We start from the raw sequence: 26,010 nt of genomic DNA, 5'->3' as shown, positions 1-26,010 counted from the left end.
GCGCTGGCAACCTGTTTTGCCACCTGTTATTGTTCCGCATAGCCTAAAACGGTAATGATACCGTCACGAATTTATACAGGAGCAAAATATGTTTACCGGTATTGTGCAGGGGACCGCGAAGGTGGTGTCCATAGACGAAAAACCCAATTTTCGTACCCATGTGGTGGAGTTGCCTGAGCATATGCTTGCGGGGCTCGAAACCGGGGCGTCAGTGGCGCACAATGGCTGTTGTTTGACCGTCACCGAAATTAACGGCCCGCGGGTGAGTTTTGACCTGATGAAAGAGACGCTGCGTATAACTAACCTGGGCGCGATCCGTGAAGGCGATTGTGTGAACGTTGAGCGGGCGGCAAAATTCAGCGATGAAATTGGCGGTCACCTGATGTCCGGTCATATTATGACTACTGCGGAAGTGGTGAAAATTCTAACATCGGAAAATAATCGCCAGATTTGGTTTAAGGTCCAGGACCCAACGCTGATGAAATATATCCTCTATAAAGGATATATCGGTGTTGATGGGATTAGCCTCACCGTGGGTGAAGTGACGCCAACACGTTTTTGCGTGCATTTGATTCCCGAGACGCTACAACGTACAACGCTTGGCGCGAAAAAACTGGGCGACCGGGTCAATATTGAGATTGATCCGCAGACTCAGGCGGTCATTGATACCGTTGAGCGCGTGTTGGCAGCAAAAGACGCCGCGCTGAAAGCGGCGGCGGAGTAATTTATTCGACAGCCCGGTTGACGTGGCCGGCTGTCGTTTTAGATCATTGAAATCAAATTTTTACTGCCGTCGCGGTGAGTAAAAAAGAAATCCCTGCGCCAGCGGCGCAGGAGGGACAGCGATTAGCGAGCCACGCGCAGGCCGTGTTCGACACCGCGAGAAAAAACCACTTGCCAAAGCTGAATATCGCGGGCGCGAAAAGCACCTGCACAGGCATTCAGGTAATAGCTAAACATACGTTTGAATCTTTCCGAATAGTTGTCAGCGATTTCCGGCCAGCTATTGAGGAAACGCTCATACCATGCCATTAGCGTGGTGTCATAATCGGCACCGAAATTATGCCAATCTTCCATCACGAAATGCGTTTCACTGGCCTGTGCGATGTGGCGTACCGACGGCAGACAACCGTTGGGGAAGATATATTTATTAATCCACGGGTCGACGCTATGGTCGGTTTTTTTCGAGCCGATTGTGTGCAGCAGGAAACGACCGTCAGCTTTTAAATTACGATCCACCACGTCAAAATAGGTGTCGTAATTTTTAGGCCCGACGTGTTCAAACATACCAACGGAAACAATGCGGTCAAAACTATCATGCAAATCTCGATAGTCCTGAAGCAGAATTGTTACGTCCAGCCCTTCACAACGCTGCTGGGCCATCTTTTGCTGTTCGGCTGAAATAGTGACGCCAACAACGCTGACCTGGTAGTTTTTAGCCATATAGTAAGCCAGACCACCCCAGCCGCAGCCAATATCCAGTACCCGCATTCCGGGTTCAAGCTGCAGCTTTTGACAGATCAGATCTAATTTTGCCTGCTGTGCATCTTCCAGATTCTGCGCATCTTTCCAGTATCCGCAGGAATATTGCATAAAAGGGTCGAGCATGCGGCTAAAAAGATCGTTACCTAAGTCGTAATGTTCTTTGCCGACTATCCAGGACCTTTTTTTACTTTGCAGATTGAATAAGCGAGCGCCCGCGATGCGGAGGGTATCTTTAAAATGGTGGGGAAGTTGATTTTCCAGTCCGGCGCGTAAGACCTTGTGGAAAAATAAATCCAGCCGCTCGCAATCCCACCAGCCGTCCATATAGCTCTCTCCCAATCCCAGCGACCCTTCTTGTAAAACGCGCTTAAAAAAGAGGGGGTTTTTAATCCGCAGATCGGAGGGTGCAGGACCGTTAATTTCGATGCCCGCACGGCCTAATAATTCAGCGACAATCCGGTACCAATCATCATTTGGTACGCTTACTTCTTCTATACACGATGAACTCATAGCTTCTCCATCACGCCCAAGTGATCAGAACCTTAAAACAGCGTAGACGCTTTTCTGGCTTTGTGAGAAATCTCACGGACAATCCGTGAGGCTGCTATCCGACGTAGAACAGAGGAAGGGAGATAACCCTTGCCGAAAGGCCTTCCATGGAGAAACGGGACGCATCCTGCTCCCGTTAAATCAATTAATCTTTCTATTTATGTGATGCCGGATCCAGTATAGGCCGCTAAAAACAGGCTTTCAATAAAAATATGTTAGCAAGCTAATTACTGGACCTTAACACTATCTGAAGATTACCTTAAGCATGTGACGATTCTGTTGCCAGCGCGGTGGCCTTGTACTGCATACGGTAACCGATACCGGCCAGCACAATGGAGATAAGCATCACGCTGGTGGTGGTTTGCAGCGGTGTCGCTATCAGCGTAGAAACCAGCAAGCTGGCGATAAAGCAAAGACCCAACTGTAAGGTATTTTGCAAAGCTGCGGCGCGACCGGTCGCCTGCGGGAACGGCTTCAGCGCCTGAGCAACGACGATAGGATAAATACCGCCATTTACCACCGCCATTGCACAGAACGGAATCATTAATCCGACAAGCGTGGCGTTAGCCTGCAAACCTACCAGCCAGGTAGCGGCAACGCTGATGGAGAAAATCACCAGCAGCCACGGCAGGATCTGCTGCCCTGACCATTTTTGTAAAGCCGCACGGCAGCCGTAACCGCCAACCAGAAACGCGATAGTTTGCGGAACGTAGCTCAGGCCGATAACGGTCGGGCTGTACCCCATCTCGTGAAGAATAAATGGCGAGCCGGTCAACCATGCGAAAAAGCTGGCGGAGCAGGCGGCATAAATCAGCACGTTGCCGCTGTATTCGCGCGAGCGTAGCAGGGCAAGGAAAGTCAGCTTCTGCTGGGTGCCGACAACCGTCTTTTTCGCCGCTTTCAGGCGCAAGGCCGGCAGCATGAGCAACAGGGTTATCGCGAACAGAACGGCGAAAATAGCCTGCCATTCGAAATGAACCAGCAGCCAGCTGCCGAGCAGCGGCGCCAATGCTGGAGACAAGCCCACCAGCGGCATAATGGCGGCAAAAATACGGTTTGTGCGATGGGCTGGGTAGTAATCGGTCACCATCGCTTGCCAGGTCACGGCGGCGGCGCAAACGCCAATCGCCTGAATGAAGCGCAGCGCCAGCATCAGCGTGGCATCTTGCACCCAAAGCATCCCCAGACAGCCGATAGCGAAAATGGCCAGGCCGCTTAGCAGTACCGGCTTGCGTCCGTAACGGTCGGAGAGCGGCCCCCAAAAAAGCTGTCCAATGGCAAAGCCTGCCAGGAACAAGCTCAGGCTGGCGCTGACTGAAGCCGCTGAAGTGTTGAGATCTTGTTGGATCGCGGCGAAAGCCGGCAGATACATATCGGTGGCCAGAAAGCCGAGCACGCTGAGCCCGGCCAGCCAGACTAAAAATCCTTTCCCAGGTTGTTGCAATTGTTGCATAAAATTCTCTTGTTATTAATGCAGGTACGGTGCGGCAGAGTGTAGGGAGTGCATTCGGGCTTGTGAAACGCTAATATTTGTCAGGTGGATTCAAAAATTTTGTAGGCAGAATATGTGGTCAGAATACTCACTTGAGGTGGTTGATGCTGTGGCGCGTAACGGCAGTTTTAGCGCAGCGGCGCAGGAGCTACACCGCGTACCTTCAGCGGTGAGTTATACCGTGCGTCAGTTGGAAGAGTGGCTGGCGGTTCCGCTCTTTGAACGTCGTCACCGCGATGTCGAATTAACCCCGGCTGGGGTCTGGTTTTTGCAGGAAGGGCGCTCTGTTATCAAAAAAATGCAGATCACTCGTCAGCAGTGCCAGCAGATAGCCAACGGTTGGCGCGGTCAGCTATCCATTGCCGTTGATGACATTGTCAAACCGGCGCGCATGCGGCAAATGATCGTTGATTTTTATCGGCATTTTGATGACGTTGAACTGATTGTCTTTCAGGAGGTATTCAACGGCGTCTGGGATGCGTTAGCTGATGGCCGCGTGGAATTAGCTATCGGCGCGACGCGCTCTATTCCCGTCGGTGGGCGCTATGCGTTTCGCGATATGGGGATGCTGAGTTGGGATTGCGTGGTGGCCAGCGATCATCCTTTGGCGAAAATAGACGGCCCGTTAAGCGACGATGTGTTGCGCAACTGGCCGTCGCTGGTACGGGAAGATACTTCGCGCTCGCTACCGAAACGCACGACGTGGCTGCTGGATAATCAGAAGAGGGTGGTGGTGCCGGACTGGGACGCTTCCGCGACCTGCCTCAGCGCAGGGTTGTGTGTTGGCATGGTGCCAAAGCATTTTGCACAGCCGCGAATTGATAGCGGAGAATGGACGGCGCTGGCACTGAAAAACCCATTCCCTGATGCGGCCTGCTGCCTGACGTGGCAACAAAGCGATGCTTCACCGGCGCTGATGTGGCTGCTGGATTACCTTGGCGACAGTGAAACGCTGAACAGGGAGTGGCTGCGGGCGCCGGAATAGCCGGCGCCGCGAGGAGAATTAACGGCGATAATCGACAAACGGGCCGTCAGCCACGGATCGACGTTCGACCAGACGCGGATGTACTTCAATAGACTGGGATATTTCGCGCTTGTTGACGATGCGGTCCAGCAGCATGTTGAAGGCCGCTTCGCCCAGAGAATCTTTTGGCTGATGGATGGTGGTCAGCGCTGGGCTGAAGTAGCGGGCGTTGCGCACATTGTCATAACCGATCAGCGAAATATCCTGCGGCACGCGCAGACCCATTTCATCTGCTGCACAAATAGCGCCCATCGCCATGATATCCCCGCCGCAGAAAATCGCCGTCGGGCGATGGTGTTGGCTGAGGATTTGCTGCATCGCGCGGTAGCCGGATTCCGGCTCGAAATCACCTTGCACGACCCAGTTTTCAGGAACGTTGATCTGCGCTTCTTCCATCGCTTTCATAAAGCCGGCCAGGCGGCCGGCACCGGTGTTCCGCTCAAGCGGGCCGGGGATCACGCCAATTTCGCGATGACCGCGTTCCACCAGATAGCGCCCGGCGATATAACCCCCTTCGAAGGCGTTATCGATAACCGAGTCGGTGAAGTCGGCTTTTGCTTCACCCCAGTCCATCACGACCATCGGAATATGGCGATATTCTTCCAGCATGCTCAGTACCGACTCAGGATACTCAGAACACATCACCAGCAGGCCGTCCACGCGCTTCTGCGCCATCATTGACAGGTAGGCGCGCTGTTTCTCCGGATCGTTCCATGCGTTGCCGAGAATCAGGGTATAGCCCTTCTGGAAGCAACTTTTCTCAACGGATTCGATAATTTCGGCAAAATAGGCCGCTTCGCTGCTGGTCGCCAGCAATCCGATAGACTTGGTGTGATTAACCTTCAGGCTGCGAGCAACGGCGCTGGGGGAGTAGTGCAGTTCTTTAATCGCAGCCCACACAGCGTTGCGCGTCTCTTCCGCAACGAAACGCGTTTTGTTAATTACATGTGATACTGTTGTAGTGGAAACGTTTGCGCGCTTCGCTACATCTTTAATAGTTGCCATTACTTCTCACTCCAGACCTTGACCTGATCGCCCGTTAATCGGTACGTAAACGTTTGCCTGTACACACCCTGATGCCAAAATTGAACATTGCATCACGTCGGGAAAACGACACAGAACGACAGGAAGGGGTCAATGGCCGATACGCTTTCAAATTAGCGTGGGATTTTGTCCGATCTTGGGGCAAAGGGGAAGAACAAAAATGTGCATCCCTCTAAATCTCGGAAGATATTTGCGCTAATCTATGTAAAAATGAGCAAGCTCACTTTTCATGTGGGGATAATCAAGGGGAAAAATTGATGGATACAGATTTAAAGTTTTCGCTGACAACGACGATTATTGTTCTGGGTTTGATTGTCGCCGCAGGGCTGACCGCCATACTGCACTAATTCCAATATGAGGGAGACATCGTTCTCCCTTTTCTTTTTCCGCCATTATTATCAATTTCGCAAAAATCTTTTGCCATTTCGTTTACTTTTGTTTTTCTGTGATTGATGTCATGCTTTTGGCTTCTGATGAGATGCCGTCGCTGAAGACGGCCCGATGGAGTCATTGAATGAAAATCAACTTTCCCCTGCTCGCTCTGGCGATCGGTGCCTTCGGTATCGGTACTACCGAGTTCTCCCCGATGGGGCTATTACCGGTTATCGCCAAAGGCGTGGATGTCTCTATTCCGGCTGCGGGAATGCTTATTAGTGCCTATGCCATTGGGGTGATGGTTGGCGCGCCGCTGATGACTCTGTTGCTTTCGCACCGCGCGCGCAGAAATGCGCTGATTTTCCTGATGGCGATTTTTACTCTTGGTAACGTGCTCTCTTCAATTGCACCGGATTACACCACGCTACTGCTGTCGCGCATTATCACCAGCCTCAATCACGGCGCTTTTTTTGGGCTCGGCTCGGTGGTGGCGGCGAGCGTAGTGCCGAAGCATAAGCAGGCCAGCGCCGTGGCGACCATGTTTATGGGGCTGACAATTGCCAACATTGGCGGCGTTCCGGCGGCGACCTGGTTGGGGGAAACTATCGGCTGGCGAATGTCGTTCCTTGCAACGGCGGGTCTCGGCGTGGTGGCGATGGTCAGCCTGTGGTTTTCCCTGCCAAAAGGAAGCGCGGGTGAGCGGCCTGATGTTAAGCAGGAACTTTCAGTACTGATGCGCCCGCAGGTGCTGTCAGCGCTGCTGACCACCGTTCTGGGGGCAGGGGCGATGTTTACGCTTTATACCTATATATCACCGGTCCTGCACAGCATCACTAACGCATCGCCACTGTTTGTGACCGCGATGCTGGTACTGATTGGCGTAGGCTTCTCGCTGGGTAACTACCTTGGCGGTAAGTTTGCCGACCGCTCGGTTTCCGGGACGTTGAAGGGCTTTCTGCTGCTGTTGATGGTGATCATGCTGGCGATCCCACTGCTGGCCCAGTCACAAATTGGTGCGGCTATAAGTATGGTTGTCTGGGGTGCCGCGACTTTTGCGGTAGTTCCGCCATTGCAGATGCGCGTGATGCGCGTGGCTCACGAAGCTCCCGGGCTGTCATCATCGGTTAATATCGGCGCTTTCAACCTCGGTAACGCGTTAGGCGCAGCCGCCGGTGGTGCGGTGATATCTGGTGGGCTGGGCTATGCATTCGTCCCAGTGATGGGGGCGATCATTGCGGGTGTTGCGCTACTGCTGGTGTTTTTCAGCGGTCGGTCGCAGCCGGAAGAGGCTTTTGCTAACCACTAATCGTTTATGAATAGTATGTGAATTGTGAGTGAAGTGAAAAATAACCGCAGAAGGCGCAATCCTTCTGCGGTTTGCTTTTATGCCGCCAGATTGGCCGCCACAAATTTCCAGTTCACCAGCGCCCAGAAGTGTTCCAGATAGTTCGGACGCGCATTACGGTAGTCGATGTAGTAAGCGTGTTCCCAGACATCCACGGTCAGCAGCGGGGTTGCGTCGCTGGTCAGCGGCGTACCGGCGTTGCTGGTGGAAACAATCGCCAGGCTACCATCAGCATTTTTCACAAGCCAGGTCCAGCCAGCACCAAAGTTTTTCGCTGCCGCGTCGGTGAATTTTGCTTTGAAATCAGCAAAGCTGCCGAAGGATTTAGCGATAGCGGCCGCCAGTTCACCTTCAGGTTCGCCGCCAGCGTTTGGTGCCAGGCAGTTCCAGTAGAAGGTGTGGTTCCAGACCTGAGCTGCGTTGTTAAAAACGCCGCCATCGGAAGAGCGAACGATCTCTTCTAAGGTCTTGCCTTCAAACGCGGTGCCTTTGATCAGGTTGTTGAGATTGGTGACATAGGCCTGGTGGTGTTTACCGTAATGGTATTCCAGGGTTTCTGCGGAAATGTGCGGCGCGAGGGCGTCTTTTGCATATGGTAATGCAGGTAATTCGAACGACATTGCTACTCTCCTTTTTATAGTTAGTACGCGCAATAACCATGTATTACGCAAGGTAATAGTAGCAAATTAAAAGATGTGGCAAAAGAGAGTGTTACCCCGCCGCAGAAGCGACGAGGCAGAATTAGCGAATGGTTTTTGGCGTCATGACGCGGCGTGCGCCAACGTAATGGCGTTCCCAGTAATCTTCACTCAGCGAGGTTATCTGAATATCGCGACCGGTGCGCGGAGACTGGATAAATTTACCGTTGCCGACATAGACACCAACGTGATCGGCGGTACCGCGCCCACGGGTGCGGAAGAAGACTAAATCACCGCTTTGCAGCTCACCGCGATCGACCGGGCGGGCATCGCGCAGATGATACATTTCATTAGCGGTACGCGGGATGTGAATTTTTACCAGATCTTTATAGGCATAATAGACCAGACCGCTGCAATCAAACCCGGTTCGCGGCGAAGTACCGCCCCAGCGATAAGGTTTGCCAATCTGATCCATTAACTTCGACATGGCGGTGCTTTGCGCCTTTTGTACTCGAGCTTTATGCGCATCGGCGATGGTCAACTGAGGCTCATCAGCAACAGGTTTACAGCGGGTTTTATAGCCTTTGCGCACGACGCACTTTTTCTGCACGCTTGCTCTGGCGACTTTGCTTTCTGCTACCGATTTTGTCGAGCTAGCGCACTGCTTTTTGTAGCCTTTGCGCAATACGCATTTTTTGCTTGCACCGCCAACCTGACGGTTAAGCGCGGTTTGGCTTGAGGCGGTTGTGCGGGTAGGGGCTTTTGCGCGGCTGGCGGTCGATGTTTTCTTGCTGGAGGTTTTAGCGGTGGTCTTACTTTTGGAACTGGCTGCTTTTTTCTTACGCTCTGCGGTAGTGCCTTTGGCCGGGTGCGCTTTTGGCGTAGCCGAAGCGTGCGTATGCCCGGAAGCATGCGCCAGCGGCGTAAATGAGATCGACGTAATAAGTAATGCACAGAGCGAAATCGCGATTTTGTTAAGACGCGCCACTGAGCAATCCCCTGATTAAATTACAGACATATACAGATGCCTGACGATGAATGACAAACCGCATCGATTCTAAAGCATAAAAACCCTGAGAGTTAATATTCTTTTGTATCTAAAGTGTCGTTTGGTTAACGATTGCAAAAAAATACGTCAGACAATAACCATGTCGCATGAAAAATGAGCAACGCACTCTTGCGTCAGACGATAAAATGATATTTTTGAGGCAACTTCTGGGCACAGAAGATAAAATGTGAAGAGTGACAAAAATGTTATTATCGGTCCTGCGTTCAGGACGCTACAATGACAAATTACTGCCGTAGAGAAGTTTAAGGAAGCAAGACAATGAGCACGACTTTAGAAAAAATCCAACATCAAATCGCTGAAAACCCAATCCTGCTGTACATGAAAGGATCCCCGAAACTGCCAAGCTGCGGCTTCTCCGCCCAGGCCGTGCAGGCGCTGTCTGCCTGTGGCGAACGTTTTGCTTACGTCGACATTCTGCAGAACCCGGACATCCGCGCAGAGCTGCCGAAATACGCAAACTGGCCGACTTTCCCGCAACTGTGGGTTGATGGCGAACTGGTTGGCGGTTGCGACATCATTATTGAGATGTATCAGCGCGGCGAACTGCAAACGTTGATCAAAGAAACGGCCGCTAAGTACAAGACTGACGAGCCGAAAGCAGAGTAATTTTTGCTGCCAATAAAAAAGCGACTTCTGGTGGAGTCGCTTTTTTTGTCTCTACTATTCTTCGGCTACTGGTAACGGCCAGCCGCCAAGTCGTTTCCAACGATTGACGATTTCGCAAAACAGCTGCGCGGTTTGTTCGGTATCGTAAAGCGCCGAGTGCGCCTGGGTGCCATCAAATGCCATACCCGCGGCGATGCAGGCCTTCGACAACACCGTCTGACCGAGCGCAAGCCCGCTTAGTGCCGCCGTATCGAATGTCACGAACGGGTGGAAAGGGTTACGCTTCAGGCCCGCCCGCTCGGCAGCCGCCATGGTAAAACCATGATCGAATGTGGCGTTATGGGCGACCATAATGGCACGGCTACAATCGCTCTCTTTCATCCCTTTGCGGATCATTTTGAAAATCGCGTGCAGGGCGTCATATTCGCTCACCGCGCCGCGCTCAGGATCGTTCGGGTTAATCCCGTTAAAGGCCAGAGCTTCAGGCTGCAGGTTGGCACCCTCGAAAGGTTCAACATGAAAATGCAGCGTTTCGTCCGGCATCAGCCAGCCTTGCTCATCCATTTTCAACGTAATAGCGGCGATCTCCAGCAGGGCGTCGGTTTTGGCATTAAATCCCGCAGTTTCAACATCAATTACCACAGGATAGAAACCGCGAAAACGGTCGCACAGACCATTAAGTTGAGCGTTCTCGGACATCAGATTCTCTTAGCTGGAAAAAAGTAGCGCGCATTATGGCAAATTTTGCCACCGCTTGCAGCAGGAAGGGGGATAAAACAGCGGGCGCCGCCGATGGACGCCCGAAGCAGATTAGTTGCCGAGGCCTTTGCCGGCATCTTTCTCTTCAATCAGTTCAATTTTGTAACCATCCGGATCTTCGACAAAAGCGATAACCGTGGTGCCGCCTTTGACCGGACCCGCTTCACGCGTCACGTTGCCGCCGTTCTGGCGAATACGTTCACAGGCTTGCGCCGCGTTATCAACGCTTAGCGCGATGTGGCCGTAGGCGCTGCCGAGATCGTATTTATCAACGCCCCAGTTGTAGGTCAGCTCGATAACGGCGGTATCGCTTTCTTCGCCGTAACCCACGAATGCCAGTGAGTATTTGTACTCAGTGTTTTCGCTGGTACGCAGCAACTTCATGCCCAGCACGTTGGTGTAAAACTCAATCGAACGTTGCAGATCGCCAACGCGCAGCATGGTGTGAAGTAAGCGCATAATGTCCCCTATGCAGTTTATTTTGATACATCAGAGCGTTAAGTATAGCGGCGATAACCCGCCGCTATCAATGCAATGGAGGGATTACAGAGTAGGATAATCGGTATAGCCTTCCGCGCCGCCGCCGTAGAAGCTTTCCGGGCGCTGTTCATTCAGTGCGACTTTTTTCTGTAAACGCGTAACCAGATCCGGGTTGGCGATATAGTCCCGACCAAAAGCGACGGCATCAATCAGGCCTTTGCCGATCAGGTCATTGGCTTTTTCTACCGTATACGCGCCTGCACCGATAATTGCGCCAGGGAAACGGTCGCGCACTTTCTGGCGGAATTCATCGCTATACGGTTGGCCGCCTGCCCAGTCCGGTTCGGACATATGCAGGTAGGCAATACCGCGTTTAGCCAGCTCTTCAATCAGATACAGCGCATCGGCTTCTTCATCCGGCCCGTTGTCGACGTTCTGGAAGCTACCGATTGGCGAGACGCGAATACCGATACGGTCGGCGCTCCACTCTTTGCTCACCGCATCAACAACTTCCAGAACCAGACGCGCGCGATTTTCAACGCTGCCGCCGTACTGGTCGGTACGATGGTTAGAGGTCGGGGAAAGGAACTGGTGCAGCAGGTAACCGTGCGCGGAGTGCAGTTCGACAAGGTCAAAACCGGCATCGCGAGCGTTACCGACCGCCTGACGGAAATCATCAACGATCCCGGGGATCTCATCGATTTCAAGTGCGCGTGGCATAGAGGTATCAACGCGAATCGCGTGGCCGTGCTCATCGCGCAGCGAAGTACGGGTACCGGCGCTAATCGCTGATGGCGCAACCGGTGCCTGGCCGCCAGGCTGGATGCTGTTATGAGAAATGCGTCCGGTGTGCCACAACTGAACGGCAATGTGACCGTTTTCGGCATGTACACCAGCGGTGATTTTCGTCCACGCCGCAATCTGTTCCGGACTGTGCAGGCCAGGGGCGCCAGCATAGCCTTTCGCCTGAGCGGAGATCTGCGTAGCTTCGGAAATAATCAAGCCGGAGCTGGCGCGTTGACGGTAGTATTCGCCCATCAGAGGGGTCGGAATATCGCCTGGTTCAATGCTACGCAGACGCGTCAGCGGAGCCATGAATACGCGGTTAGGTACGGTGACCGCACCGACTTTCAATGGGGTAAACAACTTAGATTCTGACATAATGACTCCTGAGTAGACCGGTCGTCTTGAAACTGGTTAAATAAAAACGCCTGTTAAACGGCAGGCGCAGCAATAATATTTTTAGCGTGGGCAAGGGCGCTTTCCAGCGGCGTTGCGCTACGGGTAATCTTGGCCTGCAAATTGGCCCCCAGCCACAGAGAGTAAAGCACCTGGGACAGAGTCAACGCATCGCCAGCGAACATCAGACTGCCTTCCTGACGGCCTTTCTCCAGGGCATCACCCAGCAGAACGATAATCTGGCTGGCGCCTTTATCCATCGCAGTACGCATGTCTTCCGACAGATCGCACACTTCTGCCGACAGCTTCACCGTCAGACAACCGCTGATAATACCCTGTTGGCAAAACTGGGTCAGCGTATGCTGGTAGTAGGCCAGCAGACGGTCGCGATAGTTGCCCTCGCCGTGGTCGAAATGCTCGACCAGGCGCTGAAGATATCCGGCGTAATGATATTCAAGCAGGGCCACGCCATACGCTTCTTTTGAGCGGAAGTAGTGGTAGAAAGAACCTTTCGGCACTTCTGCTGTTTTCAATAATTCGCTCAGGCCCATACCGGTAAAGCCCCGCTGCATGCAGAGCTGCTCGCCGGTGACCAGGATATGTTCGCGGGTAGTGCATTCACTGTGCTTGTTCATGGGGCTCACTGTAATAGACCGATTGGTCTAATGCAAGCGATTATTAAAAATGCCGCCTGGCGCAGAGGCTGGTGAACAAAATTTGCGAATGATGAGTGAAACGTCTTCAATAAAGAAAGAGAAAGATGGCAGGAGAGGCGAAGTGGCTGAACAACTGGAGTTCTTTCCGGTACAAAGTCCGTGCCGGGGGATTTGTCAGTCAGATGAACGCGGCTACTGTCGGGGTTGCCTGCGCAGCCGTGATGAGCGTTTTAACTGGCAAAAAATGAGCGATGTGCAAAAGCAGGACGTATTGCGTCTATGTCGGCAACGCTGGCTGCGCAAATTACGCGCAACCAAACAGGATAGTGCGGAAGAACCGCAGCAACCCTCACTGTTTTAAGCACGAAACTGCGTATACTCAGAACACTTTTTTGTTGAGGAAGCTGTTATGGTTCAGCGTATTGCTATGGCTCCGCAGGGGCCGGAATTCTCTCGTTTTGTGATGGGCTACTGGCGTCTGATGGACTGGAATATGTCCGCTAAAGAGCTGGTTGGCTTTGTTGAGCAACACCTGGATCTGGGTATCACGACCATTGATCACGCCGATATTTATGGTGATTACCGGTGTGAGGCGGCGTTTGGCGAGGCGTTGAAGCTGGCCCCGCATCTGCGTAACCGGATGGAAATCGTCACTAAATGCGGGATCGCCACCCGGGCGCGGGCAGAAAACACCATCGGCCACTATATTACCGACCGCGACCATATTGTGCAGAGCGCGGAACAATCGCTGCGTAATCTGGCCACCGATCATCTCGACCTGCTGCTGATTCATCGCCCGGACCCGTTGATGAATGCTGACGAGGTTGCGGAAGCCTTCCTGGCGCTGCATCACAGCGGTAAAGTACGCCACTTTGGCGTCTCTAACTTCACGCCAGCTCAGTTTACTCTGCTACAGTCGCGCCTGCCGTTTACCCTGGCGACCAATCAGGTGGAAATTTCTCCGGTGCATCAGCCGCTGTTGCTTGATGGTACGCTGGATCAGCTGCAGCAACTGCGCATCCGACCGATGGCCTGGTCCTGCCTCGGCGGCGGTCGCTTGTTTAACGAAGAAAGCTTCCAACCGCTGCGGGATGAACTGGCCCGTGTGGCCCAGGAACTGAATGCCGAAAGCATTGAGCAGGTGGTATATGCCTGGATCCTGCGCTTGCCTTCGCAGCCGCTGCCGATTATTGGGTCTGGAAAGATTGAGCGCGTGCGCTCTGCGCTGGTGGCTGAGAAGCTCAATATGACTCGCCAGCAGTGGTTCCGCATCCGTAAAGCGGCGTTAGGCTACGACGTTCCTTAAACCTCGCTCGCCTCCGTAATGGCCTACACTTGTCAGTGATACAGCCATTTCGGAGGTGTTATGCAACGATGTATTCTCGCACTCTTTACCCTTGCCGCCAGTATGGGCGTGCAGGCGGCAAGTGAAAATGTCGATATCAATCTTGTGACCAGCCAGAGCGTGGGACAGGCTATTGGCAACATCAAAATCAGCGAAACGGATAAAGGGCTGGAGTTTACGCCCGATCTTAAAGCGCTGCCTCCCGGTGAGCATGGCTTTCATCTTCATGCCAACGCCAGTTGTCAGCCCGCAATCAAAGATGGCAAAGCTGTCGCCGCCGGTGCTGCCGGGGGACATTTTGATCCACATAATACTGGGAAACATGAGGGCCCGGATGGCGCAGGTCATCTTGGCGACCTGCCTTTCCTGGTAGTCAATAGCGATGGCAAAGCAACACAATCCGTCGTGGCTCCGCGGTTAAAAACGCTTGATGAGGTGAAAGGAAAGGCGCTGATGATTCACGTGGGCGGCGATAACATGTCTGACAGCCCGCAGCCCCTCGGCGGAGGTGGCGAGCGTTTTGCCTGCGGCGTAATCAAGTAGCTCTTTCGGTAATCGTTCCGGCAATCGGCGCCTGTTCCAGTTGCGATAGCGCGCACCACAGTCGCCAGATAACTGCCGCCAGCTCTCTTGCCGCGGGCTGGTGGTGGTGATTGAGCGCGTCGCAAATTCGCTGCAATTCCTGAAGCGTTGAAGCGAGTGGTCGCTGCTGCACACCGCGTTCGCTCATCACGTCGCGCAGCAGGCTAATACACAAATCGCGTACCTGCGAGAGCGGGTCGGAGCGTGTTTCCCATTCGCGAAGCTGCCAGACCACATGGGAGCAGTTGAGCAACACTACGCCCCAACGCAGCAGCCAGCGGCGTGCCAGCGCATCCTGGCTGTTGCTGAGCTGGCTGATGTGATGATAAACCAGCGATTCAAATTCGTGTTCGCTGTGCTGCGGGCGGCGGCTTAATTGGTCGACGAAGTGACGCCGTAACGCCCGAATGTGCCGGCGGCTTTTACGCGCGTCTGAACCCGGACTGATGATTGCGAAGGCCAGCCAGGCAAGACCTACTCCGATGATTTTGCCCAAATTATCGTTGAGAAATGAAGCGTAATCATAGACCGGTGGATTGGTCACCGCGATAAATGACCCCATAAAGACAATCAGTTGTCCCCAGAGTCCGGCGAATTTGGGCATCTGTAATTTAAGCAGTTGCATGGTCGTCAGGAGCGGGAAAAGAAACAGCAGAAATTGCCATAAATCGGTTATCTGCACCATCAAACCGAATTTAACCACGAAGCTGAACAGCGAGAGCAGGACCAGCGTGCGCATTAAAAGCGTTAATGACTTAAACGGCGAAGGTGACACTGAGTAGAGCACGCAGCAGATGGCCGCCAGGGTCAGGGCGGCGGCACAGGCCTGCCATTGGGTGCTAATTCCCCAGGCACCCACCATCACCAGCGCGAAAAACGTACGTACACCGTTCCACAGCGCTTCAGCTTGATCGGTATGGCGAGTCAGCGCAGGTGCTGAGGGTACGTTAAATTCGGTCACCACAGAGGCGTTTTCGATGCGCTTAATCCATCTGCTACTCTCCAGATAGAGGCGGCAAAAATAGCGCAGACGTTTCCAGAAGGCGATATGTCGATAGTCCGCTTCCGCTGGGGGCGCCAGGGGGGCGATGAGCTTCGCGATGCTATAGCTGTCGGTCCCTGAATGGGTCAACTCGTTCAGCAACGCCTCCAGAACCTCCCGGGTGTTAGCGGGTGCCGCAGGCCAGTTGAGCAGCATTCGCCGCAGGCTTGAAATCACGCTGGTCATTCGCAATTGCTGATGCAGCAGGTAGTTGAGCAGTGGATTTTGCCGACGAAAGCGATAGTGGCTCCAGAACGCCTGAATACGCAGCAGATTCATGGTCAGAATTTGCCCAATCACACTTTCATGCGCGGTGCGGATCGCATCAGTGGTTTCCGGAACCCACAACATGCTGGCGTGCTCTAACAGCCGGGCATGCATGTTCTTCAGGGCGGTCAGTAGCGTCGTACCATCCGAGGTACTGGGTAAAATCATCATCATCAAACCGCCGCAAAGAATACCGACGATCACTTCACAGACCCGCGACTGGGCGATGGTCCACAGTTCGTTAGCATCAGTGATATTGATAACCGGAAAGGCGATGATGGCGCAGGTATAACCGGCGAGCTGGAAGGCGTAGGCAACGTTGTTGGTATACATTGCGCAGGCCCAGGTACAGAGCGCTATCCACGCCGAAATGCTAAACAGAAACAGCCAGGGATCGTTTAGGGTATGTCCGGCCAGCAGCAACGCCGCGCAGGCGCCGAGCAGACTGCCCGCAATGCGCCCGAAGCTTTTACTGATCACGCCGCCGACGGTAGGAAAGCTCACAACGGCGGCAGAAGTCATTGCCCAGTAGGGCTCATCGAGATTCAACCAATAGGCGATGCTGAGCGCCAGGCACATCGCGATCCCGTTACGCAGAGCATAGCGCCACTGAGGACGGCTGGCCTTAATCCACGGGAGCGAGCGCCACGTCAGGGCCTGCAGCTTCATTACTGTGGGCCAATGGCGACGGTACAGGTGGTACCGGAAACCAGCGTGGTATCCGATGGTAAGCTGTCAAACTCAATGCGCACCGGGACGCGCTGGGCCAGGCGGACCCATGGAATATTTGGTTTAATGTCCGCTACCAGACCGCCTCCGCTTGCAACGCTTTGATCGACAATCGCACGACCGATACTGCCGACGTGACCCTGTAACTTTTGTTTGCTGCTATAGAGAATGATTTGTGCACTATCGCCCGGACGGATATTGCGCAGCTTGGTTTCTTCAAAATAGCCCACCACGTAGAAAGAGTGACTATCAACGAGAGCGAAAACCGGATGACCCACGGAGGCGTAGTCGCCAACGCGAGTTGACAGGTTGGTCACCCAGCCATCCACCGGGGCTTTAATTTCAGTTTGTGTGAGTTGCCACTGAGCGTGATCAAGGCTGGCCTGCGCGACGTCAACCACGGCTTTTATAGCCTCAAGATTGGTATTTGCGGTATTAAGGGCGGTATTGGCATTTTCCAGATCTTCCGCCGAGATAAAATTCTGCGACAAATTACGCCGACGGTTGGCATCGCTCGCCGCTTTCTTCTGTTCAGCTTTGGCTTTCGCCACTTCAGCTTTTGCTTTGGCTAACTGTGCCTGGGCGTTGAGAACGGCAATTTTATAGGGCGTATCGTCAATTCTGAACAGGACATCCCCGGCTTTAACCAGCTGGTTGTCGCGAACGTTTAACTGCAGGATACTACCGGAAACCTGTGGGGTGACCCCCACCTGTTCGGCGCGAACCTTTCCGTCGCGGGTCCAGGGGGATTGGGTGTAGTAATTCCAGACCAGCCAGGCGGCAATGATGGCCAGCGCGACGACCAGTAAAGTGGATAGGTATTTTAGTTTCTTCATGGAATGAATATTACCAGGCAGTCAGTAAAACCAGCGCCAGACAGACAGAGAGCGCAAACAGGGACAGGTCCATTAGCAGGGGATGCCAAATCTCACCTGCGTACATCCAGTCGCGAAGCTGACGGTGAATCATCAACCAGATAAAGAAGCCCAACAGGACAGCTTTAAAGATAGGGGGGAAGTAGACGGAAGCGCCAAATATCAGGTCCTGGAGCGACAATCCGGCAGTGTTGAGACTCAGTTTCACAAGCAAAAATCCTTGCCGTTGCAGGAGAAATGTTCAGGTTATGCGATTATTCACATTGTAAATCATTGTCTTGATTTTAGTGAATCAGGTAATTCATTTGTTTTGATAATTTAAATGCTGCACACTATTCTAAAATCAGTATAATAACTTAGCAAGCTAATTATAAGGAGATGAAATTGGAATCGCCACTTGGTTCTGATCTGGCACGTTTGGTACGCGTTTGGCGCGCGCTAATCGACCATCGCCTGAAACCTCTGGAGTTAACGCAGACACACTGGGTCACTCTGCATAACATTCATCAGCTGCCGCCTGAACAGTCGCAGATTCAGCTGGCGAAAGCCATTGGTATCGAACAGCCATCGCTGGTACGCACGCTTGACCAACTGGAGGAGAAAGGCCTTATTTCTCGCCAGACTTGCGCAAACGATCGGCGGGCAAAACGTATCAAGCTTACGGAAAAAGCCGAGCCGCTGATCAACGAAATGGAAGAGGTGATCGGCAAAACGCGTGATGAAATTCTGGCAGGTGTTTCCGCACAAGAAGTGGAAACGTTGCTCAATTTGATTCGTAAACTTGAACACAATATCCTCGATCTCCAGGCAAAAGATTGACCTTGTGAGGCCTTGAGTAGTTTCAAGGCCTCCTTTTTATTCACATTATTCATGCCAAACGACAACGCGATTGCGGCCGTTATTTTTGGCTTCATACATCGCTTCATCTGCGCGTCGAACGCACTCCTCTGCTGAAATGTCAGTGTTCTGCGTGGTGAAGACCCCCATACTGATGGTCATTCTTTCCGGTAGCTCAGCTCGTTCTTCACTGACGGTCAGGCGGATGCGTTCAGCAATGGCCAGCGCCTCTTTGACACCTGTATTCACCAGAAGTAGAGCAAACTCCTCGCCGCCGATTCGTGCAGCTGCGTCGTGCTGCCGCACGCTGTTTTGTAGGACGCTGGCGGCAAACTGGATCACTTTATCTCCTTGTACGTGCCCGTAGTTGTCGTTAATACGCTTGAAGTGGTCAAGATCGCTGACGATAACTGATAATGGCTGTGAGGCAGAAACCTTCGGCAGCAGTCCGTTCAGCGTGTCGTAAAAGTAGCTGCGGTTATACAACCTGGTCAGAGGGTCGCGGATGGAGTTTTGGTAAGAGTGAATGTATTTATTGTTTGATTCGCGGTAGAGCATAAAAACGTCACAAAGTAGAACCAGAATCAGAAACAGGGTGCTCAGGGTTTCAAAGAAACGAGCCTGGTTCCAGGAGTGGTCACTACTACTCGCTGAGGAAAGTAGCATCATTAACGTAAAGATATAGGCGCTACAGAAGAATGCACCGCTGTACCAGAATATATTACGCAGTTGCGTCACGTAAATAAGTAAGATCAGCGTTAATGACCAGGTGATAATTAACACCAAACCAATTCGGCTATGCCACAGCGGTGTAAAGGTAAAGGCTAAATTATCAATAAAGTCTATATTCAACCACGGTGAATGGCTGGAGTGAACCCAGGATAGCGTCAGTATTACGCTGATGAAAAAAATGCAACCGATGAGCACTATAACATGAGCTTTCCATGAGTTGATTGTTCTATGACGGAAATAATATAAGATGGTTGAGGTGGTAAATAATACTGCCATCATGACGTTACGAAAAAAATAAAAAATCAGCGCATCATTTTGATTAACGGCACGCCCCTGACCGCAAAGCAGCCAGTCTGGGTAGCTGCTCAGCGTTCCCAACATCAACAGGGCCGAGCAGCAGAAAGCGAAGGCGATGGGAGCCAGGTACAATCTTTTTTTATCGCAGAGATATTTCATTGCCATAAAACAGGCAATGGTAATATGGAAACTCATCAATGAAATAGTCAGGACAGGAAACAGCGTTGGCGATGTTGTAGAGATACGATGAATTAATGAGCCAGCCAGGAAATTAATCGCAGCAATAGAAATAATGCAAGCAAGGACATAAAGAAATATACGATGAGATAAACGCTTCAGATGAAAAGGCATAGGCTGCATCCCTCAATAAAGGGCAATGTAAAACGACAGGTTGTCGCAAATGGTTAGGGGAAAATAACGGATTGGCGAGTTTGATTTATTGAGCGGGCGCAAACAGTAGAAGGAATATAAGGATAAAATCTAAATGTATTTTCTGGATTTATATATTTTGGTAAGTAATACTTTTTTTATATAAAAATGCGGTCCGGGAGGACCGCATAAGCACTTTTAGCGCGGGGAAACAGTAACCTGGCTGCCGCTGCCGGCAATGGCTACGCGCTGACCGACAGAGAACGGGGTGCTGCCCTGTTTCTGTACCACCATGATGGTGTTGCCGTCATCTTTGCGAATTTCCAGCTCAACGCCCTGGGTTTTGTTCATCGCACCCTGCACACCCTGGCCTGCAACGCCACCTGCGACCGCGCCTGCCGCCGTTGCCAGCGAACGACCCGTACCGCCACCGATGGTGTTACCCAGGAAGCCGCCCAATACCGCACCGCCGATTGCACCGATCGCATTGCTCTCATCACCGCCCTGAATCTGAACTGCGCGGGTGTGCACAATGGTGCCGTAGGTCACGCTTTGGACCTGTTTGGCTTCAGATGCGGAGTAAACGTCACCGGACAGGCCGCTGCTGCTGACACAACCTGCAAGTGTAAAACCAATCATCGAGACAGCCAAAACACGTAAAATCATTTATGAATCTCCTGTTCACCAAGAAGCGTTCTATTGAACTTCCTTGTAGCCAATTATATGGCATTTAAGCGTCTGCTGGCATAGCAGATGCGTGGACTATACAAAAAATAATAATCAGAGTCGTCTCAACCTAAACTAAACATAAGTTCTTTACGTTAAGGACAATCGCACTGCTTGTATTGTTAAAAAATATTATAGCAGCATAGCATTGCCCCCCCGTTTATGGTGGAGTGTGGATATACGAGAGTCATGGAATGAAGGAAAGCGTATGAAATCAGGTCGCTTTATCGGCGTAATGTCCGGCACCAGTCTTGATGGTGTTGATGTTGTTCTCGCAGCAATTAATGAAAACCTGGTCGCTCAGCAGGCCAGCCTGACGTATCCCATCCCCATTGCTATTAAAGAAGAGATTCTGGCTATCTGTCAGGGACAGCAGTTGACGCTGTCGCAACTGGGTCGGCTTGATACGCGCCTCGGGCGGCTGTTTGCCGATGCGGTTCTGGCGCTGATGCGTCAGGAGAATTTGCAGGCATCGGAAATCATCGCCATTGGCTGTCACGGTCAGACGGTGTGGCATGAGCCTGGCGGTGATGCGCCGCATACTATGCAAATTGGTGATAATAACCAGATTGCCGCGCACACCGGGGTGACGGTGGTAGGGGATTTTCGCCGCCGCGATATGGCGCTTGGCGGGCAGGGGGCGCCGTTGGTTCCTGCATTCCACCATGCGTTGCTGGCGCACCCGGTTGAGCGACGCATGATTCTCAACATTGGCGGCATCGCCAACCTCTCTTTGCTGGTGCCGGGACAACCGGTACGCGGCTACGATACAGGCCCTGGCAATATGCTCATGGATGCCTGGATTTGGCGTCAGTGCGGCAAGCCCTATGATAAAGACGCGCAATGGGCCAGCGAGGGTAGAGTTTTGCTGCCGCTGCTGCAGGACATGTTAAGCGATCCGTGGTTTGCGTTGCCCGCACCGAAGAGTACCGGGCGTGAATACTTTAACTACGGCTGGCTGGCGCAGCATTTAGCGCGGTATCCGGGACTGCGTGCTCAGGATGTGCAGACTACGCTGACGGAACTGACCGCCGTGAGCATCAGTGAACAGGTGCTGCTCAGCGGCGGTTGTGAGCGCCTGTTGGTATGCGGTGGCGGAGCGCGTAACCCGCTGTTGATGGCGCGTCTGGCGGCGCTGCTGCCGGGAACCGAAGTGTCGACCACCGATGAGGCGGGGATCAGCGGCGATGATATGGAGGCATTAGCTTTCGCGTGGCTGGCATGGCGCACCCTCGCCGGATTACCGGGAAACCTGCCTTCCGTGACCGGTGCTTCGCAAGCCTCTGTGCTGGGCGCTATTTTTCCGGCAAATCCACCGCAGAATCGGAGTTAACTGAAATCACCCGCCGGTATTTATTTGTAAACTGGATATCGTTGAAGGAGGGCGTAATGCTCTCCTGGACCGGGAAAGTCGAAGGCAAACTGATGAAAAAAATTCTTATCCTTGCTGTACCTTTTATGCTCGCGGGCTGTAGCTACTACAACCAGTTTGTCGAGCGGATGAATACGGATACGCTGGAGTATCAATGTGACCAGAAGCCGTTGACCGTCCATCTGAATAACACCCGCCAGCAGGTCAGCTTTATTTACGATAACCAGCAGTTGAATTTGCCGCAGGGGTTATCAGCATCCGGCGCTCGCTATACCGATGGCGTTTACGTTTTCTGGTCTAAAGGCGATAGCGCAACCGTCTATAAACGCGACAGCGTTGTGCTGGAAAACTGCCAGCTACAGGCCGCCAAACGTTGAGATTTCAGTCCTGGGGGCGCACAATGACGCCACCCTTTGACTACTTTCTCGATTGCCATGTCTGATAACGACGAATTGCAGCAAATCGCGCATCTGCGCCGTGAGTATATCCGTGGTGGCCTGCGTCGCCACGACCTTCCCGCCGAACCTTTGGCGCTATTTGAACGTTGGTTGCGTCAGGCTTGTGACGCGAAACTTGCCGATCCTACGGCAATGGTTGTCGCGACCGTTGATGAAAACTTGCAGCCTTACCAGCGCATCGTTTTGCTGAAGCATTACGATGAACGAGGTCTGGTGTTCTACACCAACCTTGGCAGCCGCAAAGCGCACCAGATTGAAAAAAATCCCCGTATCAGCCTGCTTTTTCCATGGCACATGCTGGAGCGCCAGGTGATGGTTATTGGCAAAGCTGAGCGTCTCTCGACGCTGGAAGTGGTGAAGTATTTCCACAGCCGGCCACGCGATAGCCAGATTGGTGCCTGGGTGTCACAGCAATCTAGCCGCATTTCGGCTCGCGGTATCCTCGAGAGCAAATTCCTTGAACTGAAGCAAAAGTTCCAGCAGGGCGAAGTGCCGTTGCCGAGCTTCTGGGGTGGATTCCGCGTCAGCATTGAGCAGATGGAGTTCTGGCAGGGTGGTGAACATCGCCTGCACGACCGTTTTCTCTACCAACGACAAAACAGCAGCTGGCAAATCGACCGCCTGGCGCCATAAAGGACGCAAAATGTTGTGTTAAGCGCTGGTGCTACGTGGCCCGGCGCTTTATTCTATGTACTTTTCGCGTCTGGCGAAAAGTCGTGTACCGGCAAAGGTGCAGTCGTTTTATACATGGAGAATTTGATGGCAAGCAGTAACTTGATTAAACAATTGCAAGAGCGGGGGCTGGTAGCCCAGGTGACGGACGAGGAAGCGTTAGCAGAGCGACTGGCGCAAGGCCCGATCGCGCTCTATTGCGGCTTCGACCCAACCGCCGACAGCTTGCACTTGGGGCATCTTGTTCCATTGTTATGCCTGAAACGCTTTCAGCAGGCAGGCCACAAGCCTGTTGCGCTGGTTGGTGGTGCAACGGGTCTGATTGGCGACCCGAGCTTTAAAGCCGCCGAGCGTAAACTGAACACCGCAGACACCGTGCAGGAGTGGGTCGATAAAATCCGCAAACAGGTCGCGCCTTTCCTCGATTTTGATTGTGGCGATAACTCCGCCATTGCCGCGAATAACTACGACTGGTTTGGCGGCATGAACGTGCTGACTTTCCTGCGTGATATCGGCAAGCACTTCTCTGTTAATCAGATGATCAACAAAGAAGCGGTCAAGCAGCGTTTGAACCGTGACGATCAGGGTATCTCTTTTACCGAGTTCTCCTACAACCTGCTGCAGGGTTATGATTTTGCCTGCCTGAACGAACTGCACGGCGTGGCGCTGCAGATCGGCGGTTCCGACCAGTGGGGTAACATTACCTCTGGTATCGACCTGACCCGCCGTCTGCACCAGAACCAGGTTTTCGGTCTGACCGTTCCGCTGATCACCAAAGCTGACGGCACTAAATTCGGTAAAACCGAGGGTGGTGCAGTATGGCTGGATCCGAAGAAAACCAGTCCGTACAAGTTCTACCAGTTCTGGATCAACACTGCGGATGCAGACGTTTATCGCTTCCTGAAGTTCTTCACCTTTATGGACATTGCCGAGATCAATGCCCTTGAAGAAGAAGACAAAAATAGCGGTAAAGCGCCTCGTGCCCAGTATGTGCTGGCTGAGCTTGTCACGCGTTTGGTTCACGGTGAAGAAGGTCTGGTGGCGGCAAAACGCATCACTGAAAGCCTGTTTAACGGTAATTTGAGTGACCTGAGCGAAGCTGATTTCGAACAGCTGGCGCAGGATGGCGTGCCGATGATCGAAATGGAAAAAGGTGCTGACCTGATGCAGGCGCTGGTGGATTCTGACCTGCAGCCGTCTCGTGGTCAGGCGCGTAAAACCATCGCCTCAAATGCGGTAACTATCAACGGTGAAAAACAGTCTGACCCGGAATATTTCTTCCAGGACAGTGATATTTTGTTTGGTCGCTACACCTTGCTGCGCCGCGGTAAGAAAAATTACTGTCTGGTCTGCTGGAAGTAATTGCGTAAAGGCAGGGGCGTGGGAAACCACGCCCCTTATTTTTTGCTGTCAGGTAATCAAGATGAAGAATATCCTCGCCATCCAGTCTCACGTTGTGTTTGGCCATGCCGGCAATAGCGCCGCTGAATTTCCGATGCGTCGTCTTGGCGTTAACGTCTGGCCGCTTAATACCGTCCAATTCTCCAACCATACTCAGTACGGAAAATGGACCGGATGCGTGATGCCGCCAGCGCACCTAACGGAAATTGTTCAGGGTATCGCCGATATTAACCAACTGCAGCGCTGTGACGCTGTGCTGAGCGGTTATCTGGGGTCTGCCGAACAGGGCGAGCACATTCTCGGTATTGTGCGTCAGGTCAAAGCTGCCAATCCGGCAGCAAAGTATTTTTGCGACCCGGTCATGGGACATCCTGAAAAGGGGTGTATCGTAGCACCTGGCGTAGCGGAGTTTCACGTGCGTTATGCGCTACCGGCGAGCGATATTATTGCGCCAAACCTGGTTGAACTGGAGATCCTTTGCGGGCATCCAGTGGCTAACGTCAGCGAAGCGGTTGCTGCCGCGCGCGAGCTGATTGTTCAGGGGCCGGAAGTGGTGCTGGTCAAGCACCTCTCGCGTGCTGGTTTGAGCATGGATCGTTTTGAAATGCTGCTGGTCACTGCAGATGAAGCATGGCACATCAGCCGTCCGTTGGTGGATTTTGGCATGCGCCAGCCGGTGGGCGTAGGCGATGTCACCAGCGGTCTGCTGCTGGTTAAACTGCTGCAAGTGGCTAATCTGCGCGATGCGCTGGAGCATGTTACCGCGGCAGTCTATGAAATCATGCTGGCGACAAAAAATATGCAGGAGTATGAACTTCAGGTGGTGGCGGCGCAGGATCGTATCGCTCAGCCGGAGCATTACTTTAGCGCCACGCAGCTTTAAGCCTGAAGAGCTTGCCCGACGAGCGTCGGGCAAGTATTTGCCTTACTTCAGGCCTTCGGCTTCCAACGCCGCGGCGACGGCAGGGCGCGCGGCAACATGCTTCATCCAGGCCGAAATGTTGCTATAACCTTCCATATCCAGCTTCACGGCATACGCCCAGCGAAGCACGGTGAACAGATAGCCGTCGGCGATGCTGAAGCGGTGCCCGTTAAGCCACTCTTTATCCTGCAGGCACTCATCAACATACTGCATTTTTTTATCTAGCTGCGCGCGAGCGATGGGTTTGAAATCCTCCGGCGTATCCGGGCGGAATAGCGGGGTAAAGCCCTTATGCAGCTCTGTCGCCACATAGTTTAACCATTCCAGCGTCTGATAACGGGCAATGGAACCCACCGGGGCCAGTAGCTGGCGGTCAGGCACGCGATCCGCGATATATTGCATGATAGCCACGCCTTCAGTCAGCAGCACATCATCATCCAGCAGCAGCGCCGGAACCTGCCCCTTCGGGTTGATCTGCAGATAATCATCCCCGTTTTCGAGGCGTTTTTTCATGACGTCAACGCCCTGCAAGGTGAAATCCAGCCCGCTTTCGCGCAGCGCGATATGCGAAGCAAGAGAACAAGCGCCGGATTTGTAGAACAGTTTCATCGATATCTCCTCGTGGCTACGGTTTTCTGTATGTTAGTCCGCTCAGGGGTAAAAAAAAACCGCTAACAGAGCGT

29 protein-coding genes are annotated in these 26,010 nt (G+C 52.8%); 14 read left to right on the top strand and 15 right to left on the bottom strand.

What is annotated here, in order from left to right; all coding sequences use genetic code 11:
- Positions 1-88: 88 nt before the first annotated feature.
- The gene (locus tag HV127_RS23720) at positions 89-724 is read left to right on the top strand and encodes a riboflavin synthase subunit alpha (protein ID WP_142513954.1); all 636 of its coding nucleotides are present in this window, start codon (positions 89-91) and stop codon (positions 722-724) included.
- A gap of 122 nt (positions 725-846) precedes the next feature.
- Here HV127_RS23720 and cfa read toward each other — a convergent pair whose 3' ends face one another.
- Together cfa and punC are read right to left on the bottom strand one after the other, a co-directional pair.
- Positions 847-1,995, bottom strand: coding sequence for a cyclopropane fatty acyl phospholipid synthase (cfa, locus tag HV127_RS23715; RefSeq protein WP_182239203.1), 1,149 nt, complete (start codon positions 1,993-1,995; stop codon positions 847-849).
- A 298-nt stretch (positions 1,996-2,293) separates the two neighbouring features.
- Entirely contained in the window at positions 2,294-3,478 is a 1,185-nt protein-coding gene (punC, locus tag HV127_RS23710; protein ID WP_181486406.1) for a purine nucleoside transporter PunC, read from the bottom strand.
- A 121-nt stretch (positions 3,479-3,599) separates the two neighbouring features.
- Here punC and punR point away from each other — a divergent pair, with 121 nt between their 5' ends.
- Positions 3,600-4,511: a DNA-binding transcriptional activator PunR gene (punR, locus tag HV127_RS23705; RefSeq protein ID WP_182239201.1), complete on the top strand. Its 912-nt coding sequence runs from the start codon at positions 3,600-3,602 to the stop codon at positions 4,509-4,511.
- 18 nt (positions 4,512-4,529) lie between these two features.
- On the opposite strand, the gene purR is transcribed toward punR, so the two are convergent.
- Positions 4,530-5,555, bottom strand: coding sequence for an HTH-type transcriptional repressor PurR (purR, locus tag HV127_RS23700; RefSeq protein ID WP_110273968.1), 1,026 nt, complete (start codon positions 5,553-5,555; stop codon positions 4,530-4,532).
- A 296-nt stretch (positions 5,556-5,851) separates the two neighbouring features.
- On the opposite strand from purR, the gene HV127_RS23695 reads away from it, so the two are divergent.
- Together HV127_RS23695 and HV127_RS23690 are read left to right on the top strand one after the other, a co-directional pair.
- On the top strand, positions 5,852-5,941 hold the full coding sequence (locus HV127_RS23695) for a YnhF family membrane protein (protein WP_110273969.1): 90 nt from the start codon (positions 5,852-5,854) through the stop codon (positions 5,939-5,941).
- A 167-nt stretch (positions 5,942-6,108) separates the two neighbouring features.
- Complete coding sequence (locus HV127_RS23690; RefSeq protein ID WP_182239199.1) at positions 6,109-7,275, top strand: MFS transporter; 1,167 nt, start codon at positions 6,109-6,111, stop codon at positions 7,273-7,275.
- A gap of 77 nt (positions 7,276-7,352) precedes the next feature.
- Here HV127_RS23690 and sodB read toward each other — a convergent pair whose 3' ends face one another.
- Positions 7,353-7,934: a superoxide dismutase [Fe] gene (sodB, locus tag HV127_RS23685; RefSeq protein WP_004102696.1), complete on the bottom strand. Its 582-nt coding sequence runs from the start codon at positions 7,932-7,934 to the stop codon at positions 7,353-7,355.
- A gap of 121 nt (positions 7,935-8,055) precedes the next feature.
- On the bottom strand, positions 8,056-8,940 hold the full coding sequence (locus tag HV127_RS23680; protein ID WP_182239197.1) for a C40 family peptidase: 885 nt from the start codon (positions 8,938-8,940) through the stop codon (positions 8,056-8,058).
- A gap of 339 nt (positions 8,941-9,279) precedes the next feature.
- Between HV127_RS23680 and HV127_RS23675 the strand changes: the two genes are divergently transcribed.
- Entirely contained in the window at positions 9,280-9,627 is a 348-nt protein-coding gene (locus tag HV127_RS23675) for a Grx4 family monothiol glutaredoxin (protein ID WP_110273973.1), read from the top strand.
- A 54-nt stretch (positions 9,628-9,681) separates the two neighbouring features.
- On the opposite strand, the gene rnt is transcribed toward HV127_RS23675, so the two are convergent.
- The 4 genes from rnt to HV127_RS23655 all read right to left on the bottom strand — a co-directional run bounded on the left by rnt (position 9,682) and on the right by HV127_RS23655 (position 12,680).
- A complete protein-coding gene (rnt, locus tag HV127_RS23670; protein WP_182239195.1) occupies positions 9,682-10,326 on the bottom strand; it encodes a ribonuclease T in 645 nt (214 codons plus the stop codon).
- Positions 10,327-10,437: 111 nt separating this feature from the next.
- Entirely contained in the window at positions 10,438-10,845 is a 408-nt protein-coding gene (gene gloA, locus HV127_RS23665) for a lactoylglutathione lyase (RefSeq protein WP_112214409.1), read from the bottom strand.
- Between the two features lie 84 nt (positions 10,846-10,929).
- The gene (locus tag HV127_RS23660; protein ID WP_182239193.1) at positions 10,930-12,027 is read right to left on the bottom strand and encodes an alkene reductase; all 1,098 of its coding nucleotides are present in this window, start codon (positions 12,025-12,027) and stop codon (positions 10,930-10,932) included.
- A 53-nt stretch (positions 12,028-12,080) separates the two neighbouring features.
- Positions 12,081-12,680, bottom strand: a complete 600-nt coding sequence (locus HV127_RS23655; RefSeq protein ID WP_112214407.1) for a TetR/AcrR family transcriptional regulator — start codon at positions 12,678-12,680, stop codon at positions 12,081-12,083.
- A gap of 91 nt (positions 12,681-12,771) precedes the next feature.
- On the opposite strand from HV127_RS23655, the gene HV127_RS23650 reads away from it, so the two are divergent.
- From HV127_RS23650 to sodC, 3 genes are read left to right on the top strand one after another with little or no spacing between them, the layout of a single operon-like run.
- Positions 12,772-13,062: a DUF1289 domain-containing protein gene (locus tag HV127_RS23650; protein ID WP_182240796.1), complete on the top strand. Its 291-nt coding sequence runs from the start codon at positions 12,772-12,774 to the stop codon at positions 13,060-13,062.
- Positions 13,063-13,110: 48 nt separating this feature from the next.
- Positions 13,111-14,007 carry an aldo/keto reductase family oxidoreductase gene (locus HV127_RS23645; protein WP_182239191.1) on the top strand — a complete coding sequence of 299 codons (897 nt, stop codon included), beginning with the start codon at positions 13,111-13,113 and terminating at the stop codon, positions 14,005-14,007.
- A 60-nt stretch (positions 14,008-14,067) separates the two neighbouring features.
- Positions 14,068-14,589, top strand: a complete 522-nt coding sequence (sodC, locus tag HV127_RS23640) for a superoxide dismutase [Cu-Zn] SodC (protein ID WP_181486005.1) — start codon at positions 14,068-14,070, stop codon at positions 14,587-14,589.
- Here the strand turns inward: sodC and HV127_RS23635 are convergent.
- Genes HV127_RS23635 through HV127_RS23625 form a run of 3 tightly spaced genes read right to left on the bottom strand, consistent with a single transcriptional unit; the run spans position 14,582 to position 17,749 of the window.
- On the bottom strand, positions 14,582-16,606 hold the full coding sequence (locus HV127_RS23635; protein ID WP_182239189.1) for an FUSC family protein: 2,025 nt from the start codon (positions 16,604-16,606) through the stop codon (positions 14,582-14,584). The genes sodC and HV127_RS23635 overlap by 8 nt on opposite strands.
- A complete protein-coding gene (locus HV127_RS23630; protein ID WP_182239187.1) occupies positions 16,606-17,502 on the bottom strand; it encodes an HlyD family secretion protein in 897 nt (298 codons plus the stop codon). Before HV127_RS23630 ends, HV127_RS23635 begins: the two co-directional genes overlap by 1 nt.
- Before the next feature lie 10 nt (positions 17,503-17,512).
- On the bottom strand, positions 17,513-17,749 hold the full coding sequence (locus tag HV127_RS23625) for a DUF1656 domain-containing protein (protein ID WP_110273981.1): 237 nt from the start codon (positions 17,747-17,749) through the stop codon (positions 17,513-17,515).
- Positions 17,750-17,919: 170 nt separating this feature from the next.
- Between HV127_RS23625 and slyA the strand changes: the two genes are divergently transcribed.
- Positions 17,920-18,360: a transcriptional regulator SlyA gene (slyA, locus tag HV127_RS23620; protein WP_110273982.1), complete on the top strand. Its 441-nt coding sequence runs from the start codon at positions 17,920-17,922 to the stop codon at positions 18,358-18,360.
- A 45-nt stretch (positions 18,361-18,405) separates the two neighbouring features.
- Here slyA and HV127_RS23615 read toward each other — a convergent pair whose 3' ends face one another.
- Both HV127_RS23615 and slyB read right to left on the bottom strand, forming a co-directional pair.
- Positions 18,406-19,758 carry a GGDEF domain-containing protein gene (locus tag HV127_RS23615; protein WP_182239185.1) on the bottom strand — a complete coding sequence of 451 codons (1,353 nt, stop codon included), beginning with the start codon at positions 19,756-19,758 and terminating at the stop codon, positions 18,406-18,408.
- Between the two features lie 216 nt (positions 19,759-19,974).
- Positions 19,975-20,442: an outer membrane lipoprotein SlyB gene (gene slyB, locus HV127_RS23610; protein WP_110273983.1), complete on the bottom strand. Its 468-nt coding sequence runs from the start codon at positions 20,440-20,442 to the stop codon at positions 19,975-19,977.
- Positions 20,443-20,710: 268 nt separating this feature from the next.
- Between slyB and anmK the strand changes: the two genes are divergently transcribed.
- The 5 genes from anmK to pdxY all read left to right on the top strand — a co-directional run bounded on the left by anmK (position 20,711) and on the right by pdxY (position 25,288).
- Positions 20,711-21,835, top strand: a complete 1,125-nt coding sequence (gene anmK, locus HV127_RS23605) for an anhydro-N-acetylmuramic acid kinase (protein ID WP_181486010.1) — start codon at positions 20,711-20,713, stop codon at positions 21,833-21,835.
- A 92-nt stretch (positions 21,836-21,927) separates the two neighbouring features.
- Entirely contained in the window at positions 21,928-22,251 is a 324-nt protein-coding gene (gene mliC / locus HV127_RS23600) for a C-type lysozyme inhibitor (RefSeq protein ID WP_112214429.1), read from the top strand.
- 57 nt (positions 22,252-22,308) lie between these two features.
- The gene (gene pdxH, locus HV127_RS23595; protein WP_181486408.1) at positions 22,309-22,965 is read left to right on the top strand and encodes a pyridoxamine 5'-phosphate oxidase; all 657 of its coding nucleotides are present in this window, start codon (positions 22,309-22,311) and stop codon (positions 22,963-22,965) included.
- A gap of 126 nt (positions 22,966-23,091) precedes the next feature.
- Entirely contained in the window at positions 23,092-24,366 is a 1,275-nt protein-coding gene (gene tyrS, locus HV127_RS23590) for a tyrosine--tRNA ligase (protein ID WP_112214397.1), read from the top strand.
- A 61-nt stretch (positions 24,367-24,427) separates the two neighbouring features.
- Positions 24,428-25,288 carry a pyridoxal kinase PdxY gene (pdxY, locus tag HV127_RS23585; RefSeq protein ID WP_182239183.1) on the top strand — a complete coding sequence of 287 codons (861 nt, stop codon included), beginning with the start codon at positions 24,428-24,430 and terminating at the stop codon, positions 25,286-25,288.
- Positions 25,289-25,330: 42 nt separating this feature from the next.
- Here pdxY and gstA read toward each other — a convergent pair whose 3' ends face one another.
- Positions 25,331-25,936: a glutathione transferase GstA gene (gene gstA / locus HV127_RS23580; protein WP_112214395.1), complete on the bottom strand. Its 606-nt coding sequence runs from the start codon at positions 25,934-25,936 to the stop codon at positions 25,331-25,333.
- Positions 25,937-26,010: the final 74 nt, after the last annotated feature.

Source organism: Klebsiella sp. RHBSTW-00215 (assembly GCF_014103785.1).
Taxonomy (GTDB): Bacteria; Pseudomonadota; Gammaproteobacteria; order Enterobacterales; family Enterobacteriaceae; genus Klebsiella.
The sequence above is the reverse complement of the archived record's forward strand: the minus strand, read 5'-3'. Positions and strand labels throughout refer to the sequence as shown.

Bases quoted from the DNA above. Each gene is read 5' to 3' on its own strand.
- pdxY (WP_182239183.1), top strand. From the start codon at position 24,428: ATGAAGAATATCCTCGCCATCCAGTCTCACGTTGTGTTTGGCCATGCC.
- tyrS (WP_112214397.1), top strand. From the start codon at position 23,092: ATGGCAAGCAGTAACTTGATTAAACAATTGCAAGAGCGGGGGCTGGTA.
- HV127_RS23635 (WP_182239189.1), bottom strand. From the start codon at position 16,606: ATGAAGCTGCAGGCCCTGACGTGGCGCTCGCTCCCGTGGATTAAGGCC.
- punR (WP_182239201.1), top strand. From the start codon at position 3,600: ATGTGGTCAGAATACTCACTTGAGGTGGTTGATGCTGTGGCGCGTAAC.
- slyB (WP_110273983.1), bottom strand. From the start codon at position 20,442: ATGATTTTACGTGTTTTGGCTGTCTCGATGATTGGTTTTACACTTGCA.
- HV127_RS23645 (WP_182239191.1), top strand. From the start codon at position 13,111: ATGGTTCAGCGTATTGCTATGGCTCCGCAGGGGCCGGAATTCTCTCGT.
- sodB (WP_004102696.1), bottom strand. From the start codon at position 7,934: ATGTCGTTCGAATTACCTGCATTACCATATGCAAAAGACGCCCTCGCG.
- gstA (WP_112214395.1), bottom strand. From the start codon at position 25,936: ATGAAACTGTTCTACAAATCCGGCGCTTGTTCTCTTGCTTCGCATATC.
- HV127_RS23615 (WP_182239185.1), bottom strand. From the start codon at position 19,758: ATGCCTTTTCATCTGAAGCGTTTATCTCATCGTATATTTCTTTATGTC.
- slyA (WP_110273982.1), top strand. From the start codon at position 17,920: ATGAAATTGGAATCGCCACTTGGTTCTGATCTGGCACGTTTGGTACGC.
- HV127_RS23630 (WP_182239187.1), bottom strand. From the start codon at position 17,502: ATGAAGAAACTAAAATACCTATCCACTTTACTGGTCGTCGCGCTGGCC.
- mliC (WP_112214429.1), top strand. From the start codon at position 21,928: ATGAAAAAAATTCTTATCCTTGCTGTACCTTTTATGCTCGCGGGCTGT.
- HV127_RS23675 (WP_110273973.1), top strand. From the start codon at position 9,280: ATGAGCACGACTTTAGAAAAAATCCAACATCAAATCGCTGAAAACCCA.
- HV127_RS23655 (WP_112214407.1), bottom strand. From the start codon at position 12,680: ATGAACAAGCACAGTGAATGCACTACCCGCGAACATATCCTGGTCACC.
- HV127_RS23690 (WP_182239199.1), top strand. From the start codon at position 6,109: ATGAAAATCAACTTTCCCCTGCTCGCTCTGGCGATCGGTGCCTTCGGT.
- HV127_RS23720 (WP_142513954.1), top strand. From the start codon at position 89: ATGTTTACCGGTATTGTGCAGGGGACCGCGAAGGTGGTGTCCATAGAC.
- sodC (WP_181486005.1), top strand. From the start codon at position 14,068: ATGCAACGATGTATTCTCGCACTCTTTACCCTTGCCGCCAGTATGGGC.
- purR (WP_110273968.1), bottom strand. From the start codon at position 5,555: ATGGCAACTATTAAAGATGTAGCGAAGCGCGCAAACGTTTCCACTACA.
- gloA (WP_112214409.1), bottom strand. From the start codon at position 10,845: ATGCGCTTACTTCACACCATGCTGCGCGTTGGCGATCTGCAACGTTCG.
- cfa (WP_182239203.1), bottom strand. From the start codon at position 1,995: ATGAGTTCATCGTGTATAGAAGAAGTAAGCGTACCAAATGATGATTGG.
- anmK (WP_181486010.1), top strand. From the start codon at position 20,711: ATGAAATCAGGTCGCTTTATCGGCGTAATGTCCGGCACCAGTCTTGAT.
- HV127_RS23650 (WP_182240796.1), top strand. From the start codon at position 12,772: ATGAGTGAAACGTCTTCAATAAAGAAAGAGAAAGATGGCAGGAGAGGC.
- HV127_RS23695 (WP_110273969.1), top strand. From the start codon at position 5,852: ATGGATACAGATTTAAAGTTTTCGCTGACAACGACGATTATTGTTCTG.
- pdxH (WP_181486408.1), top strand. From the start codon at position 22,309: ATGTCTGATAACGACGAATTGCAGCAAATCGCGCATCTGCGCCGTGAG.
- HV127_RS23660 (WP_182239193.1), bottom strand. From the start codon at position 12,027: ATGTCAGAATCTAAGTTGTTTACCCCATTGAAAGTCGGTGCGGTCACC.
- rnt (WP_182239195.1), bottom strand. From the start codon at position 10,326: ATGTCCGAGAACGCTCAACTTAATGGTCTGTGCGACCGTTTTCGCGGT.